The organism is Kineosporia babensis (genome assembly GCF_021129305.1).
GTDB classification, from domain to species: Bacteria; Actinomycetota; Actinomycetes; order Actinomycetales; family Kineosporiaceae; genus Kineosporia; species Kineosporia babensis.
Genome location: NZ_JAJOMB010000037.1, coordinates 1 through 15,400 on the forward strand (window position 1 = coordinate 1; position 15,400 = coordinate 15,400).

The following is a 15,400-nucleotide window of genomic DNA, read 5'->3' on the forward strand; positions in this document are numbered from 1 at the left end:
GGTCAAGGCCGCGGTGGAACGAGGAACTTCTTCGTGAGTATCCCTGATGGGATTAGGCCGGTTCGTCCGGACGGTCCAGCTCCTCACGCATCGCGCGAAGTCGGTCGATCCAGCGTCGTTGGTCCGGCGTTTTTCCTTCGCAGAGATCGAGGAATTCACGTAGTCGGTTGTGCCCCCAGGCCTCGCGCATGACCTGCTCGTTGTTCTCCAGGCCCTCGAAGGCGCGTCGACGCGAGCCTTCGTCTCGTGGGCCGGCCGCTGACAACGCAACGTCCAGGAGTTGAGGCTCCAGATCGGCGATGCTGGACAGGAATCGACGCGGCACCCCGACGTCATCACTCTGGGCCGAGATATCGGCGAGTCGACGCACCAGATCCTCGTCGGGAGGCAGGGGGATGAGCTTGTCGAGCAGGTCGAAGCCCAGCCGCTGTACTCCCTGTTCCTTGGAGGTGCAGACATCGAGCAGCAGGTCGCGGTCTCGGACATCGGCCGCGGCCAGCCGCCGAAGAGCCATTTTTCGCTGGAGCTTGTCCACCTCGTAGTCGTTCGTGGCGATCTCGATCAACTGGTCGATCTGCCGCCGGTTGAGCTGACCGGAGCTGTCAAGACTTCGGAGCAGGGCGGTGCGTCGGTCGCAACGACGCAGGAGCCGCACCGAGCGCTGGAACAGCTTCGACAACTGCATGCCGAGGACGAGCCCGAATGAATCGTGGCTGAACGGAACCACGGTGAGTTCGTAGTCGGACCTGATCATCTGGAGCATCTCGACCAGTTTCCGGTCGTCGGGCGACTTGAGGGCGCTCAGGTCGGTCAGGCCATGGACGAACGCCGTGTACTTGGCCAGGGAAGACTCCAGGACCATGATGATGAAGGGGTGTCCGGACTCGAGGGCCTGATCCAGTTCCGTGTTCCAGGTGATCTCGCCGTACTTCTCCAGGACTACGAAGACACAGATGTCCACGTCCCTGACCGTGGCGGTCGAGTTGTTCGTCCACCGGGACGTTCGCGAGTTCTCATAGGTGAGCGTGCCGTCCTGGTAGAACGCCGGCTCGGCCCCGAAATTCTGCACTTGCTTGAGGAAGCTGGGTCTGACAGCGTCCACGTCGTGCGCCCCGCACAGCATGATCCTGAGCAATTCTCCCCCTCACAGAAGGGGCCGATCAGTCCGTCCTGAGCCCCCGAGCACTTGACCGGCTGCGGATAAGCACGTTAGAGGAGGAGGCACACTCGGGTCTGGCCGGTGCATCGGCGGTTCACCGGAGCGGGTCGGCCGGCACGTCGACACCGCCGCTGCCTACGGCAACGAGCGTCAGGTCGGCGAAGGTCTGCGGGCTTCCGGCGTCGATCGCTCGGAAGTCTTCGTCGAGACCAAGATCTGGGTCAGCGACTACGGCTTCGAGGCTGCTCTGCACGCTTTCGACAAGGCCGCCGGCAAGCTCGGGATCGAGCAGATCGACCTGCTGATCCTGCACCAGCCCGCCACCGACCGGTTCGAGCGCACGATCGAGGCATACCAGGCGCTGGAGCGGTTGCTGGCCGAGGGCAAGGTCCGGGCCATCGTGGGTCAGCAACTTCCGGCCGCCGCACCTGGCCGAGCTGATGGCGCGCACCTCGGTGGTTCCGGCCGTCAACCAGGTCGAGCTGCATCCCTACTTCGTCCAGCTCGAGCTGCAGGCCGTGCATGCGGAACTCGGCATTCTCACCCGCTTGGTCACCGATCGGCGGCATCACCTTCTACGACGGCTGGGGCGAGGACCGGGTGAACGTGCTGGAGGACGAGGCGATCGCCGCGATCGCGAAGGAGCACGGCCGCAGCCCGGCTCAGGTGCTGCTGCGCTGGCACCTGCTGCAGGGGCGCTCGGCGATCCCGAAGTCGACGAATCCGGGGCGGATCGCGGAGAACTTCGCGGTCTTCGACTTCGAGCTCAGCGCCGCAGAACTGGCGGTCATCGACGGGCTCGACCGCGCCAAGCGCTACGGCCCCGACCTCGACGTCCCGCGTCCGCAGATGTTCAACCTGGTGATTCCGGAGAACTGATCGGGCGAACTCTCGGTGCGTCAATCGTCCGTTGTTCGGGTGATCCGGGCGACGGCCTCGATCACGGTGGCGACGTCGTGGGGTTCGGTGTCCAGGGCGCGGTGCAGGGTCATGCCCTCGTTCAGGGCGTCCAGCAGCCGGGCGGTCAGCGGGTCGAAGTGGCGTTCCAGGGCGGCCCGGCTGCGGGCCATCCAGGCGTTGGTGATGGTGCGGAACGCGGGCTGCCGGGCGGCCAGGGTGTACAGCTCCTGGGTGAGCACGAGCTCGCGCTGGTCCTGCAGGGTGGCGCTGGTGATCAGCTCGACCGCGGCCTTGCGGGCGGCGTCCAGGTCGGGGGCCTGCTGCATCAGGACCTCGAAGCGGTCGGCGACGTCGTGGGCGAAGCGGGTGAAGGCCTCGCGCAGCAGTTCGTCCATGCCGTCGAAGTGGTAGGTCATCGAGCCCAGCGGCACCCCGGCGGCGGCCGCCACCTTGCGGTGCGAGGTGCCGGCCACGCCCTCCTCGGCGATCACGTCGAGGCAGGCGGCGATGATCCGCTCGCGGCGTTCGGGGTCGAAGCGCCGGGCCATCAGATCGAGCGGATGACCCGGGCCGGGTTGCCGACCGCCACCACGTTCGCCGGGATGTCGCGGGTGACCACCGCCCCTGCCCCGATCACCGAGTTGTCGCCGATGCTGACGCCCGGGCAGACGATCACGCCGCCGCCGAGCCAGACGTTGTCGCCGATGGTGATCGGCCTGGCCGCCTCCAGCTTGTCCCGGCGCGGCTGCGGCTCGATCGGGTGGGTCGGGGTGAGCAGCTGGACGTTGGGGCCGAGCTGGCAGTCCTCGCCGATCCGGATCTCGGCCACGTCGAGCGCGGTCAGGTTCATGTTGATGAAGGTGCGGGCGCCGATGTGGATGTTCTCGCCGTAGTCCACGAAGAGCGGCGGCCGGACCGCGACGTCCGCGCCGAGCGTGCCCAGCACGCTGGCCAGGGTCTCGCGGGCTTCCTTGTCCTCGCCGCGGATCGACTGCAGCCGGTACTCCTCGAGCAGGAGCAGCGTGCGCCGGTAGATCTTCTCGCTCTCCGGGTCGTCGGCGATGTACAGGTCCCCGGCCAGCATGCGCTCGCGGTTGGTCCGCGGGTCGCCGGCGAAGTAGTCGGTCATGCGTACGACTGTACACACGATCGTCCCGGCACCGGCGCAGGTCGCGGCTACTTGATCGTGATCTGGTCCAGGTCGGGCGCCAGGCCCAGCGGGTTGCCGAACTTGATCGAGTTCGAGCCCTCCTGCAGGTCGATGCTGACGCTGGTCCAGCCCGGCTCGTCGAAGCTGCCGGTGCCGGGCACGGTGACCTTCTGCGAGCTGCCGCCGTTCACCGTGACGTACAGATCGCGCTGGTACTTGGACTCGTAGGCGATGTTCAGCTGCCGGGTCCCGGCCGAGTCGGAGTTCACCGGCACGGTCAGGGTGGACAGCAGGCCGATGCCGATGATCCGGCTGCCCGAGGCGCAGGTGCTGCAGTCGACCGCGCTGACCAGCCAGCGCTTGTTCAGCGCGTCGGTCGCAGCGACGGTGATCGCCTCGACGACGGGGACGTCCGGGACGTCGACGACGGGCGGTTGCGTGGTGTCTTCCGGTTCGGCGGAGCCGGTGGGGGTGGGCGTGGGCGCGTCGCTCGCCTCCGGGGCGGCGGACTCAGAGGGCTTGGAGACGTCCTCGCTCGCCCGAGGTTTCTCGCTGGGGGTTTCGCCCACGGTTTCGGAAGGGGTAACCCCGGTGATCGTGGGGATCGAGGTCGGATCGCTGCCCGGGCTGCCTGCGGTGCCGCCGGTGCCGGTGGAGTCGTTCTCGTCGTCCTGGTCGGCTGCCTGGGCGGCCGGGGTCTCGGTTGCCGGGGGCTTGTCGGGCAGCACCGTGGGCAGGACGGGGACGGCCACCGAGGTGAGGGCGACGGCCGCGCCGAGGGTGGAAAGCTGCCAGATCGGCGGCCCGGCGGGCCACAGCCAGGCGGTGGGCAGGGCGGTGAACGCCTTGCTGGTGGTGTCGGCCTTGAAGGTGACTGATTTCCTCATGACGGCATCCCGGTCATCCGCACCTTGATCTCGGTGCCGCCGTGCGGCTGGCTGCTGATGGTCAGGTCGGCGCCCAGGAACGAGGAGCGGTCGATCATCCGGCGGATCCCTTCGTAGTGCCCACCCTTGAGGACTGCTGGGTCGGCCGGGACCACGAATCCCCGGCCGTTGTCGGCGATGGTCAGGGTCACGACCTGTCTCCGTTCCGCGAGTTCCACCCGGGCGCGGGTGGCGTGCGAGTGGACCGCGACGTTGCTCAGGGCGTCGTCGACGATCAGGGCGAGCTGGTGGCGGACCGGGATCCGCAGCCACACCGGGGGCAGGGAGGTGCGCATGTTCACGCGGGCCTCCTGCGCCCATTCCATGCAGAGGGCGTCGAGGGGTTCGGCGAAGTCCTCGTGGTCGTAGTCGAAGCGCACGCCGTTGACCGGGGTCCCGGCGTGGTCCATGGCGACGCTGGTGTCGTGCACCAGGGTGCGGGCCAGTTCGTCGGCGAGCCGCAGGCGCCGGCGCGAGCGGAAGATCGTGAACGAGCTGGCGCGCAGGATACGCCGGGTGCGGCGGTGGATCTCCGGCACCGGCAGGGACGGGTCGAGGTCGCGGTTGAGGCGTTCCTGCACGATCCGGGTGATGGTGACGGCCGAGGCCCCGGCCGCGACGATCAGGGCCGGTGCGGTGACCAGGGCCAGGGTGGTCAGCGGCGGCGCGATCTTGTCGGCCAGCACCACCCAGCAGGTGGCGACGGCCTGGATCGCCTGGCCGCCCCACAGCGGGGTGCTGTGCAGGCCGAGCATGGCGCCGGCCAGGGCGGCGGCGCCGATCTGGTAGATCACGTAGACCGGGTCGGCGGTCCAGACCAGGAAGAGCACCACGGCCACGGCCGAGTCGGCGAAGACCAGCGCGACCCGGGGTGGGCCGGAGGCCAGGCGCTTGAGCACCAGGGTCTCGGCGAGGGTGACCACGGCGATGATCGCGAACGGCACCAGGTAGCGCTGTACCGAGTCGGGGTTGAGGCCGCTGAGCAGGACAGCCGCGGCGGCGTAGAGCAGGGAGAGCCCGAACCGGGCCAGCAGGACCGCCCGGCCCAGGGCGATCACGGCCGCGGCCTGCACACCCGGGAACCCGGCCGGGACCAGCCTGGGGGAGACGCCGTGCACGGGTGCATCTGCACTGGCGACGCTTTGGACCAACTCGTTCTCCGGACAGTAATCAGGACATTACTCGGCAAGGCGCACGAGCTGTGACATGCCGGAGTGTAATGGTCGGAGGGTCAAGGCCAGGGTGAGAAAGGCTTGACCTTCGTCCGAACGGCCTTTTCGTAACGGATCAGAGATCGGACCAGAACGCACAGTTGTGCTCGGTGGCGAAGTCGATCAGGTCGACGTCGTCCGGCTGCAGGCGCAGAGTTTCCGCGTTGGGTCCGTTGAACTGGGGCCAGTCCGGCTGGCCGGCCGCGGTGGGGACGCCGGTGCGGGCGAACGAGCTCCAATACTCGATCATCGTGTCGGCCAGATCCTGCTGCTGGTCGTCCGCCAGCGCGTTCTTGCCGGCCAGGTCGAAGAGGTAGGGCAGGTCGTTGCCGTGGGCGGCCGCCGGGTCGAAGCCCTTGCTGGCGATCCGGTTGATGTCGGGGGCGTCCGGATCGGCGAACTCGCCCGCGAAGACCGGGGAGCCGTTGGTGGCCAGGGCAGTGTTGCCGCTCTGGGTGGGGCAGGCCCAGGAGCTGTCGGTGATCAGGGCCGACCAGGCCAGGGCGGCGCTGCCGTACTTCTCCAGCGGGTACTCGCCCAGTACCTCCGTTTCCTTACCCGGGTAGGCCGCTGCCACGTAGGAGGGGTACGTCAGCTCGGTGAACTCCTGCACGGTGGCGCCCACGAAGGCCCGGGCCTCGTGCCGGTTGACGCTGGACAGGACCGGTATCGGCGGGGTCTTGCCCTCGGTGACGGCCTGCGCCGGGTCGGCCGGGAGCAGGGGAGTGTCATAGGCCAGCACGTCGTGGAACTGCGGCGAGATCTTCAGCAGGTCCTCGGCGCTGCTGCGGCGCAGGCAGGCGATCTTCTGGCAGCCGACCTTCTTGGCCTGGGCCGCCCCCAGTTTTTCGCCGTCCTTCAAGCTGACGTAGGGCGTCTGTGCCGCAGCCGTGACCACCAGGCCGTTCTCCGGCCAGCTGAGCTGACAGCTCCCGCCGGACGACATCGCCACCTTGTCCACCAGGCCTTCGGCCTCGGGGGAGGTGAGGAAGGCGCAGGCGCTCATCGCTCCGGCGGACTCCCCGAAGACCGTGATGTTGGCCGGGTCACCGCCGAACGCGGTGGCGTTCTGCTTGGTCCAGCGGGTGGCCAGGATCTGATCGGCCAGACCGAACGTGCCGCTGCCCTCCAGACCGGGCAGGGACAGATAGCCGAACACTCCGAGCCGGTAATTGATGGTCACGACCATGACGTTGCCGCGTTCGGCCAGCCGGGCCGCGTCGTAGTCGGAGCCCGCGCCACTGGTGTAACCACCGCCGTGCCACCAGACCATGACCGGCAGCTTCTGACCGGGCTCGGCCTTGGCCGGGGTGGTCACCTCGAGGAACAGGCAGTCCTCAGCGCCGGTCTCACCCTGGGTGCAGCGGGCCCCGGACTGCTGCGCGTCGACCGTCCCCTCAGCCCGTTCGGCCATGACCGGCAAGGTCCAGCGGCGCTCGCCGGTGGGCGGCTGCGCGTAGCGGACTCCGAGGAACTTGCGCACCGGCCCGTCGGCCAGGCCTTCCAGGCGTCCGCTGCTGGTCTCCACGGTGAGCGGGTCGCCCGGAGAGCTGCTGGTCGCCGAAGCAGAAGCAGAAGCAGAACTGGGGACGGGTCTGGTCTCGTAGGGGTTGTCCTGGGTGCACGCGCTCAGCGGGATCAGCAGAGCGAGCGCGGCAACCGTCACGACCCAGGTGCGCAAAGGACCGGTGAACATGACGAGCCTCCCCACTCGGATGCCCCGACCGTAGCGAGCTGAGCCCGTGCTGCCAGTTGCCGCAACCGCCTCGGCCGCAGCGTCAGTGCATCAGCGGTGGTCGTCGATGTCGGCCCGGGCCGAGTGCGTGGCCGCGGCCGCCTCTTCGAGGAACTGCGAGATCAGCGCCAGTTCCTCGGCCGTGCGGCCGGCCAGCACGGGTGCCATCCGGGACCCGACGCGTCCGAACATGGCGGCCCCGACCGTGTGTGCATGATCGGTGGCGGTCACGACGACCGAACGCCGGTCGCTGGGGTGCGGATGCCGCTCGATGTGGCCCAGGCGCTCCAGTCGGTCGAGCATCGCCGAGGTGGCCGGGGCGCTCAGCTGCAGGGCCTCGCTCAGCCGCCGGGGGGTGACCGGCTCGGCGCCGGGGGCGGCTCCCGACATCACCACGCGCAGCCCGTTCAGGTCGGTCCGGTGGATCGACTCGTCGCGGCCGGTCGCGGCCAGGTACATCTCCGACTCGTTGGCGAAGGCGGCCATCGCCCGGACCGCCCGGATCGCTTCCGGTCGACGGTCACCGTGAGCATGCCGTCGTGGCTGCGCGTCGTTCTCGGCCGGTGGGCGTTGCGGATTGGCGTGGTGCACGCAGCCATCATACTCTTTCGCTCGTGGAACTATTCGACGGTGGAACCAAACACCGATTGCCCCATCTGGTCGGCCCGAAACTGAGCTGGATCGTCGTCCTGCTGGCGATCGTCTTCTCCGGGGTGGCCCTGTCCGCCCCGATCGCCGCCGAGGAGTCGGACAACGGCGTGGCCAACGTCGCCGCCGACGCCGAGTCCCGGCAGGCCGCCGACCTGCGCGACGAGATGGGCGGCAGCGACGTCGTCCCGGCGATCGTGGTGATCGACCGCAACGGCCAGCCGCTCACCGAGGACGACCAGAACGTCATCAAGTCGTTCGGGCAGATGCTGCAGGAGTACTCCGTCGGCGGCGTCCCGGTGTTCCAGCAGCCGTCCGAGGACGGCGAGGCCGCCCTGATCGGCGTTCCGCTGTCGGCCGAGGCCTCCAACGACGAGCTCGTCGAGATCGTCGGGCAGATGCGCGAGAAGCTCGACGCCGGGCTCACCGAGGGCCTGCGCGCCCAGGTCACCGGCGGCCCGGCCTTCACCGTCGACCTGGCCGGCGTGTTCGACGGCGCCGACACCCGGCTGCTGATGTTCACCGCGATCGTGGTCGCCGTCCTGCTGCTGCTGACCTACCGCAGTCCCTGGCTCTGGCTGGTCCCGCTGGCCGTGGTGGGCATCGCCGACCAGGTGGCGATCACCGTCGTGGCGATCGGCACCAAGATCCTGCCGTTCACCACCGACGGCGCCTCCGTCGGCATCACCTCGGTCCTGGTCTTCGGCGCCGGCACCAACTACGCCCTGCTGCTGATCGCCCGCTACCGCGAAGAGCTGCGCCGGCACGAGAACCGCTACGACGCCATGAAGATCGCCGTCGACCGGGCGGCCCCGGCGATCCTGGCCAGCTCCGGCACCGTCGTCCTGGCCCTGCTGTGCCTGGGCTTCGCCGAGAGCCCCTCCAGCCGCAACATCGGCCTGGGCGGCGCGCTCGGCATCATCACCGCCGTGGTCTACGCCCTGTTCGTCCTGCCCGCCGCGATGACCGTGCCCGGCCGCGCCCTGTTCTGGCCGTTCATCCCGAAGGCCGGGCAGGACGCCGGTCCTCGCGCCGGGGCCTGGTGGCGCGTGGCCGAGTTCGTGACCAAGCGCCCGGTCGTGGTCGGCGCCGCGGCGGTGGTGTTCCTGGCCGTGCTGATGATCCCGCTGACCGGGCTGCGCACCGGCCTTTCGCAGACCGAGCAGTTCCGCGCCACGCCGGAATCCGTCACCGGGCAGGAGACCCTGGGCGAGCACTTCGCGGCCGGGGTCTCACAGCCGACCATCGTGGTGACCTCCAGCGACAAGGCCGAGCAGGTCCTGGCCGCGGTCAAGAGCGTCGAAGGGGTGCGCTCGGCCGAGCTGGGGGCCGAGGGTGACGGCCGGACCGTGGTCGAGGCGGTGCTGGGCGCGGCTCCGGCCACCGACGAGGCATTCGACGTGATCACCGACATCCGGGCCGCCGCCTCGGAGGTGGACCGCGGCGCCCTGGTCGGCGGGACCGACGCCGAGGCCCTGGACGGCGACCGCAGTGCCGATCGCGACCGCTGGCTGATCATCCCGCTGGTCCTGGCCGTCGTGCTGGCCGTGCTGCTGGCCCTGCTGCGTTCCGTCGTGGCGGCGATCCTGCTGGTCACCACCGTGGTCGCCACGTACGCCGCGGCCATGGGAGCGGCCTGGGTGGTCTTCACCCAGGTGTTCGACTTCCCGGCCCTCGACCTGACCGTGCCGCTGCTGGCCTTCCTGTTCCTGGTGGCCCTGGGCGTCGACTACAACATCTTCCTGACCACCCGGGCCAAGGAAGAGGCCGAGCAGGCAACCGACGACGACGTCTCCCGCGGCCCGATCTCGGTGGCCCTGGCGGTGACCGGTGGGGTGATCACCAGCGCCGGGGTGCTGCTGGCGGCGGTGTTCGCGGTGCTCGGGGTGCTGCCACTGATCGTCCTCACCCAGATCGGTGTGATCGTCGGCATCGGCGTCCTGCTGGACACCCTGGTGGTGCGCACCGTGCTGGTGCCGGCCATGGTGACGCTGCTGGGCCGCTGGTTCTGGTGGCCCGGCCACCTGTCCCGCAAGCCGGTGGCACCGGAAGCCAAGCCGGAGAAGGAGACCGCAGCGCCGTGAACCTGCGGGGTGCGGCCGGGGCATTCACGTCCGGGCCGCACTCCGCCGGTACTCAGCCATGATCATCCCGGAGTCGAACGTCCGGACTTCGATCCGCTGAAAGTCGTCCGGCGAGTAGTCGATCCCACCGAACAGGGGAATCCCGGCGCCCAGCACCACCGGATAGATCTTCAGCACCAGCCGGTCGATCTCCGGCAGCACCGCACCGGCCAGCGCACCCCCGCCCGCGATGTAGATCCCGGCGCCGTCCTCGGCCTTCAGTTCCCGCAGACGCTGCAACGGCTCGGCCGTCACCTCGATCCCCTCGGGCACCTCGCGCTGCCGGCGGGAGGCGATGATCTGCCGCAGATGCCGGTACGGGCTGTCGATGCCCTCTTTCAGCGCCGGCGTGTATGTCTCCCAGCCCATCAGCACAGTGTCGAACATCGTGGTGGTCGCCTTCACCCCCACCGCGTCCTGGATGTGAGTCGGGATGGCGTCGGTGTATTCGTGCATGAGGACCTGCAGGTGGTCGCCCTCGACCGGGAAGGCGTCGAACGTGCCGTCCGGGGCCGCGATCCGGCCGTCCAGGCTGACCCCTACGTAGTACGTCGCTTCGCGCATGACCCGTCCAATCACTACGCCTGTTGTGGTTGAAGGTAAACTACAACAGCCGTAGTGATTCGTCTACGCTGCCGGCATGGCACGGAACGAGGCGCGACGTCAGGCCCTGAGCGATGCAGGTCTGCAGGTGCTGGCCACGCAAGGAGCACGCGGCCTCACCCATCGGGCGGTCGATGCCGCCGCAGACGTACCAGCCGGCACCACCTCGAACTACTTTCGCACCCGGGATGCCCTGATCGCGGGCCTGGTCGACCGGATCGGGGAGCGGCTGGCCCCGGCGCCGGAGGTGCTCGCGGAGGTCGGAACCCAGGAACCGACCAAGGAGCTGTTCGCCGAATACCTGCGCGACATCGTCCGTAGGCTCTTGAATGCCCCCGAAGCCACCCTCGCCCTGATCGAACTGCGCCTCGAAGCCCGCCGCCGTCCCGAGGTGGCCGACGCGCTCACCGCCTGGCAGCGTCAGGGATTCGCCGCCGACGTGGCCTTCAACCAGAAGGCGGGCCTGCCCGGTACCGCGCAGGACATCGCCCTGTTCCACTACGCGATCGAAGGCCTGGTCCTGGACCGGCTGACCACCCCGATCGACCCGCAGACCTCCACCGACGAGATCGTGCAGACCCTCGTCGAGCGTCTGCTGCCGGGCCCTGCGTAGCTCCATCGGGCCGTACAGCAGACTGGTCCGATGCTCCCCGCACGCCGTGACCTGTTCCGTCTTGCCCTCGCCGCCCCGATCGTCCCACTGGTTGCGGCCGGTTGCGGCGGGCGAGCGGTGGAGAACAGCGCGAACACGAGCATGGAAGGCAGCGCCGGGCGCCTGCTGCCCAGTCAGGCCCCGCTCCCGAAGCCGTTCCAGCGCGCTCTGCCGCTGCCACCCGTCCTCAAGCCGGTTCGTACTGACGCAGACACCGATTACTACGAGATCACCCAGAAGGCCGCCACCGCGCAGATCCTTGACGATCTGCCGACCGAGATCTGGGGCTACGAAGGCACATTCCCGGGCCCGACGATCATTTCCCGGCGCGGCCGGCGAACCGTGGTGCAGCACACCAACGAACTGCCCGTGCCGGTGGTGGTACACCTGCACGGCGGACGGGTCGCGGCCGACCAGGACGGCTATCCCACCGACTACCTGCATCCGGTCAGCGGCCGGGTCGCCGACAGCCACGGCAAGGGACTCAACGGCGAACAGGGCTCCCGCGACTACGTTTACGACATCGACCAGCCCGCCGCCACGCTCTGGTACCACGATCACCGCATGGATTTCACCGGGCCGCAGGTGTATCGCGGTCTGGCCGGTTTCCATCTGATTACGGACGATGTGGAACAGTCTCTGGGGCTGCCGTCGGGGGAGCGGGACATCCCTTTGATGATCGCGGACCGCTCGTTCGCGGCCGATGGTTCGCTCGCCTATCCGTCCGTGGATGGTTCTCTACTGGGGACGCCCGGGGTCACCGCGGATTTCATGAGCGGCGTTCTGGGGGACTGCGTTCTGGTCAACGGCTCGCCATGGCCGGTGCTGGAGGTCGAGGCGGTGCGCTACCGCTTCCGGATCCTGAATGCCGCCAACGCCCGGCGTTTTCGGCTGCGCCTGGACGACGGGCCCTCGTTCGTCCAGATCGGCAGCGATCAGGGCCTGCTGTCCGAGCCGGTGACGCTGGAACGGATCGACGTGGCCCAGGGCGAGCGGTTCGACGTGGTGGTGGACTTCTCCGAGTACTCGGCCGGCACCCGGATCACCATGGTCAACGAGCGCGGGGAAGGCACAACGGCGCAGGTCATGCAGTTCGTGGTGAGCGGGCCGGGTAAGGACGACAGCCGGATGCCGTCGCGGTTGGCCGAGCTGGAGGTGCTGAGCGAGGCGGACGTGGTGGCCACCCGGGAGTTCACCTTCCGGCGGGGCGGGGCCGAGGCTCATGGCATGTCGTTGTGGACGGTGAACGGCGAGGCGTTCGATCCGGAGCGGGTGCTGGCGCAGATCAAGGTGGGCACGGTGGAACGCTGGCGGGTGATCTCGCAGAACAACGAGCACCCCTTCCACGTGCACCTGGGCGCATTCCAGGTGCTCGGCAGCTCAGGTGGCACGGCCGGGCGCTCGGACGTGGGCTGGAAGGACACCGTCAACCTGGACAACGGTGGCCAGGCCGACCTGCTGGTGCGCTTCGAGGAGCACCAGGGGCTGGCCGTGCTGCACTGCCACAACCTGGAGCACGAGGACATGATGATGATGGCGAACTTCGAGGTTGTGTGACTGACCTGTAAGAACTACCTACCCAGAGGTTCCTGGCTAACATTCGGCCGACCACGCCAGCCACGTTCTTCCTTGCGAGATCAGCAGACCGTTTCCAGAACGACATGATCAAGGAGATGACGCCGTGGCGTCTGGCCCCTGCCTGATCTATCTGGGCGCTTACGAGACTGACCTCGCCGTGGTGCGCTCAACCTGGTCGGCCACCCTGGTAGAGACAGGGGTGGCCGACCAGGCCTGGGTACAAGCAGGCGAATCTACCCAGGGCAACCTGAACGGCCTTCAATTGATGGCAGTGCCCGGTGCCCCCGATCTCGCACATGCGAGGACGGGGGCGGCCAGGGACGTGTAGCTACTTCTTCGGGAACTCGCCGGTCGCAAGATCGGTGATCATCTGGATGATCCGCTGGCTGTCCGAGCGCAACCCCCGCGTCTCGGCCTGCAGTTCAACTATGTTGGCCTGCAGCCTCTCTTGTCCGGCCTGCAGCTGGCCTACGTCGGTTCGCAGATTGTCTTGTCCGGCCTGCAGCTGGCCTACGTCGGTTCGCAGGCTGTCTTGTCCGGCCTGCAGCTGGCCTACGTCGGTTCGCAGGCTGTCTTGTCCGGCCTGCAGCTGGCCTACGTCGGTTCGCAGACCGTCCTGCCCGGCCTGCAGCTTCTCCTGTCCGGCCTGAAGACCGGCAAGCTGAGCCGAATGCTCTTTCAGCAGGACCGTGTGCTCGTCTAGTGTCGAACTGACACTACCGAGAAGCACCCCATGATCGATCTGACGCCGCAATACCGCTGCCTGCGTTCCCATCATGGCGATGAGAGTACCCTCGCGCGCGGTCACTTTCCCATCCTCGATGCCCACCACCTGCTCCACAACGGCCATCCGGCTCTCCAGACTCAACTGCACCAAAATCCACCCCTTCGGCGCTCCCCGATCGGCCACCGCCCCAAGACGCGATGGCCGCAATCCGGCACAGTGTGGACACTCCCGCGTGCCCTGGTGGCAGTTTCCCGATCTGTCACCCCTTGTGCCGAATCAGAAATATCCCACACCGTTCGCGATAATGCCAAATCATCTTTCGGGCTCTCCCTCTCCCAGACATCCCAACGCGGCCTTGAATACAATTGCAGTGCAAGCACTCCTGTCCAAGGCAATGAGCCGGCCAAACAACGGCCGTGGAGAAGGCCCCTGCGGATGAGTGGCCAGCGGGCACAGGGCCAGGACGACGGGTGACTGGTCGCCGTCGCGGGTGAAATTGTCGGCTTGCGCTGGCGTGTTCTCGTGCCGTGCAGGATGTCCGTCGAGCTTGTCTGATTGATCAGGGCATCTGCCGTTGTACTCCGCGTGACCTGTCCCGAGCACTGAATTCGTGCGCGCCGCCCCGATGGTGGCGGCCAGTAAGGCCGCCTGCTTCGCACGAAGTCCGTCCAGCTCGCGCGCGTTCCCGGACGCGGGAAGATCAGTGGCGAATGCAGCCCAAGGCTCCCGGCAGGACCACCGCCGCCAGGAGGGCTGGGGAGCCGGGGACGAACAGCGCGAAGATCATGCCGGCGGCCAGGAGCATGGGATGCCTCAGCGACGACGTCGCATACCGAACAGGATCTCAGACGGCCTTGCCCGGCCGGTCGAGTGATGGCCCGCGGAAGAAGGTGCGCCGATACTCACGGGGCGGGACCCCGCGGTGCCGGACGAACTGATCTCGCAGTGAGGCGCTGCTTGTGTACCCGACGAGCTGAGCGATGCGTTCCACCGAAAAGTCCGTCGTCTCGAGGAGTTCCTCGGCCTGGTTCAGACGCTGGCCTTTCAGCCAGGCGTGCGGTGAGGTGCCGGTCGCCTGCTTGAACCGGCGCAGGAAGGTGCGGCGGCTGGTCATGGCGCGGGCCGCGAGCTGGTCGACGGATGGTCGACGGTCGAGGTTCTTGCGGGCCCAGGCAAGGACCTCGTCCAGAGCCTGGTCGTGAGAGCCGGAGGGAACGGGGGCATGCAGGTACTGCGCCTGGCCGCCGGCCCGGTGCGGCGGGGTGACCAGGTGGCGGGCAATGCGGTTGGCCACGGTGGCCCCGTGGTGGGCGCGCATCAGGTACAGACTGAGGTCGAACCCGGCGGTGGCTCCGGCACCGGTGGAGATCTGGCCATGGTCGATGTACAGCGCATCGCGCCGGACTGTGACCTGGGGAAAAGTGGCCGCCATCTCATCGGCGTACTGCCAGTGGGTGGTCGCTTCCAGTCCGTCGAGAAGACCGGCCGCGGCCAGTAGGAAGGAACCCACACAGTGGCCGGCGATGAGCGTTCCTCGTTCGTGGGCGGTCTTCAGGGCCTGCACCACGGAGCCGTCGAGGTCCTCGCGGAAGCCGATTCCGGGTAGCACCATGATCAGTTCCGCCTCGGCGAACGCGTCAAGTCCTCGTTCGACGTTCAGGCTCAGCCCGCCGTCGGTCCGCAGGGTTCCTGGTCGGCGGGCGCAGAGGGTCAGCTCGATGGTGGGCAGGCCGGGGCGCTGATCGAGGACGCCGCTGGGAGCGAACACTCCGCTGACCACGCCCAGGCCCAGTGCGGTCGCGCCTTGGGGGACGTAAGCGACCACGCGGTGGAAAGCGTTCACAGCGCATCGTGGCACGAAACCCTCGATCAATGGCGAACAGGACTCTGTTCGCCCTTCGAGGGGACCGGCATGCTCGAAGGCGGCGGCCATTGCGGCTGTCACCTGGTGATGAACCGGAGGCGTTCGGCTGAGCTCGTGGAGGGGA

Annotated in this window: 13 protein-coding genes and 4 pseudogenes; 5 read left to right on the forward strand and 12 right to left on the reverse strand. The window is 68.3% G+C overall.

The window, feature by feature from the left end; translation table 11 throughout:
• Nucleotides 1-52 precede the first annotated feature (52 nt).
• Complete coding sequence (locus tag LR394_RS39060) at nt 53-1,102, reverse strand: hypothetical protein (RefSeq protein WP_231449766.1); 1,050 nt, start codon at nt 1,100-1,102, stop codon at nt 53-55.
• A 169-nt stretch (nt 1,103-1,271) separates the two neighbouring features.
• Here LR394_RS39060 and LR394_RS43895 point away from each other — a divergent pair.
• Nucleotides 1,272-2,038: pseudogene (locus tag LR394_RS43895) on the forward strand (aldo/keto reductase); the annotation flags it as partial.
• A 20-nt stretch (nt 2,039-2,058) separates the two neighbouring features.
• Here LR394_RS43895 and LR394_RS39075 read toward each other — a convergent pair.
• The 8 genes and pseudogenes from LR394_RS39075 to LR394_RS43490 form a co-directional block, all read right to left on the reverse strand.
• On the reverse strand, nt 2,059-2,607 hold the full coding sequence (locus tag LR394_RS39075; RefSeq protein ID WP_231449769.1) for a TetR/AcrR family transcriptional regulator: 549 nt from the start codon (nt 2,605-2,607) through the stop codon (nt 2,059-2,061).
• A pseudogene (locus LR394_RS39085) lies at nt 2,607-3,008 on the reverse strand (sugar O-acetyltransferase); the annotation flags it as partial. The pseudogene LR394_RS39085 and the gene LR394_RS39075, both read right to left, overlap by 1 nt.
• Before the next feature lie 39 nt (nt 3,009-3,047).
• Nucleotides 3,048-3,122 (reverse strand): annotated as a pseudogene (locus tag LR394_RS43900) (sugar O-acetyltransferase); the annotation flags it as partial.
• Nucleotides 3,098-3,188, reverse strand: a pseudogene (locus tag LR394_RS43905) (sugar O-acetyltransferase); the annotation flags it as partial. The pseudogenes LR394_RS43905 and LR394_RS43900, both read right to left, overlap by 25 nt.
• A 47-nt stretch (nt 3,189-3,235) precedes the next feature.
• Nucleotides 3,236-4,096, reverse strand: coding sequence for a hypothetical protein (locus LR394_RS39090; RefSeq protein ID WP_231449770.1), 861 nt, complete (start codon nt 4,094-4,096; stop codon nt 3,236-3,238).
• A complete protein-coding gene (locus LR394_RS39095; protein WP_231449771.1) occupies nt 4,093-5,286 on the reverse strand; it encodes a sensor histidine kinase in 1,194 nt (397 codons plus the stop codon). Before LR394_RS39095 ends, LR394_RS39090 begins: the two co-directional genes overlap by 4 nt.
• 136 nt (nt 5,287-5,422) lie before the next feature.
• Nucleotides 5,423-7,042, reverse strand: coding sequence for a carboxylesterase/lipase family protein (locus LR394_RS39100; RefSeq protein WP_231449772.1), 1,620 nt, complete (start codon nt 7,040-7,042; stop codon nt 5,423-5,425).
• 90 nt (nt 7,043-7,132) lie between these two features.
• Entirely contained in the window at nt 7,133-7,672 is a 540-nt protein-coding gene (locus LR394_RS43490) for a MarR family winged helix-turn-helix transcriptional regulator (protein ID WP_231449773.1), read from the reverse strand.
• A 23-nt stretch (nt 7,673-7,695) separates the two neighbouring features.
• On the opposite strand from LR394_RS43490, the gene LR394_RS39110 reads away from it, so the two are divergent.
• A complete protein-coding gene (locus LR394_RS39110; RefSeq protein ID WP_231449774.1) occupies nt 7,696-9,813 on the forward strand; it encodes an MMPL family transporter in 2,118 nt (705 codons plus the stop codon).
• A 24-nt stretch (nt 9,814-9,837) separates the two neighbouring features.
• Here LR394_RS39110 and LR394_RS39115 read toward each other — a convergent pair whose 3' ends face one another.
• A complete protein-coding gene (locus tag LR394_RS39115) occupies nt 9,838-10,416 on the reverse strand; it encodes a dihydrofolate reductase family protein (RefSeq protein WP_231449775.1) in 579 nt (192 codons plus the stop codon).
• A 76-nt stretch (nt 10,417-10,492) separates the two neighbouring features.
• Here LR394_RS39115 and LR394_RS39120 point away from each other — a divergent pair, with 76 nt between their 5' ends.
• The 3 genes from LR394_RS39120 (at nt 10,493) to LR394_RS39130 (ending at nt 13,013) form a co-directional block, all read left to right on the forward strand.
• Nucleotides 10,493-11,068: a TetR/AcrR family transcriptional regulator gene (locus tag LR394_RS39120; protein ID WP_231449776.1), complete on the forward strand. Its 576-nt coding sequence runs from the start codon at nt 10,493-10,495 to the stop codon at nt 11,066-11,068.
• Nucleotides 11,069-11,098: 30 nt separating this feature from the next.
• The gene (locus LR394_RS39125; protein WP_231449777.1) at nt 11,099-12,664 is read left to right on the forward strand and encodes a multicopper oxidase family protein; all 1,566 of its coding nucleotides are present in this window, start codon (nt 11,099-11,101) and stop codon (nt 12,662-12,664) included.
• A 124-nt stretch (nt 12,665-12,788) separates the two neighbouring features.
• On the forward strand, nt 12,789-13,013 hold the full coding sequence (locus tag LR394_RS39130; protein WP_231449778.1) for a hypothetical protein: 225 nt from the start codon (nt 12,789-12,791) through the stop codon (nt 13,011-13,013).
• Here the strand turns inward: LR394_RS39130 and LR394_RS39135 are convergent, their stop codons facing one another.
• The gene (locus LR394_RS39135) at nt 13,014-13,535 is read right to left on the reverse strand and encodes a hypothetical protein (RefSeq protein WP_231449779.1); all 522 of its coding nucleotides are present in this window, start codon (nt 13,533-13,535) and stop codon (nt 13,014-13,016) included.
• 721 nt (nt 13,536-14,256) lie between these two features.
• Complete coding sequence (locus LR394_RS39140) at nt 14,257-15,255, reverse strand: GlxA family transcriptional regulator (RefSeq protein ID WP_231449780.1); 999 nt, start codon at nt 15,253-15,255, stop codon at nt 14,257-14,259.
• Nucleotides 15,256-15,400 lie beyond the last annotated feature (145 nt).

What these genes read in the sequence shown, in the direction of transcription:
- LR394_RS39120 (WP_231449776.1), top strand. Translation starts at nt 10,493, where the DNA reads ATGGCACGGAACGAGGCGCGACGTCAGGCCCTGAGCGATGCAGGTCTG.
- LR394_RS39075 (WP_231449769.1), bottom strand. Translation starts at nt 2,607, where the DNA reads ATGGCCCGGCGCTTCGACCCCGAACGCCGCGAGCGGATCATCGCCGCC.
- LR394_RS39135 (WP_231449779.1), bottom strand. Translation starts at nt 13,535, where the DNA reads ATGGCCGTTGTGGAGCAGGTGGTGGGCATCGAGGATGGGAAAGTGACC.
- LR394_RS39090 (WP_231449770.1), bottom strand. Translation starts at nt 4,096, where the DNA reads ATGAGGAAATCAGTCACCTTCAAGGCCGACACCACCAGCAAGGCGTTC.
- LR394_RS39100 (WP_231449772.1), bottom strand. Translation starts at nt 7,042, where the DNA reads ATGTTCACCGGTCCTTTGCGCACCTGGGTCGTGACGGTTGCCGCGCTC.
- LR394_RS39125 (WP_231449777.1), top strand. Translation starts at nt 11,099, where the DNA reads ATGCTCCCCGCACGCCGTGACCTGTTCCGTCTTGCCCTCGCCGCCCCG.
- LR394_RS39115 (WP_231449775.1), bottom strand. Translation starts at nt 10,416, where the DNA reads ATGCGCGAAGCGACGTACTACGTAGGGGTCAGCCTGGACGGCCGGATC.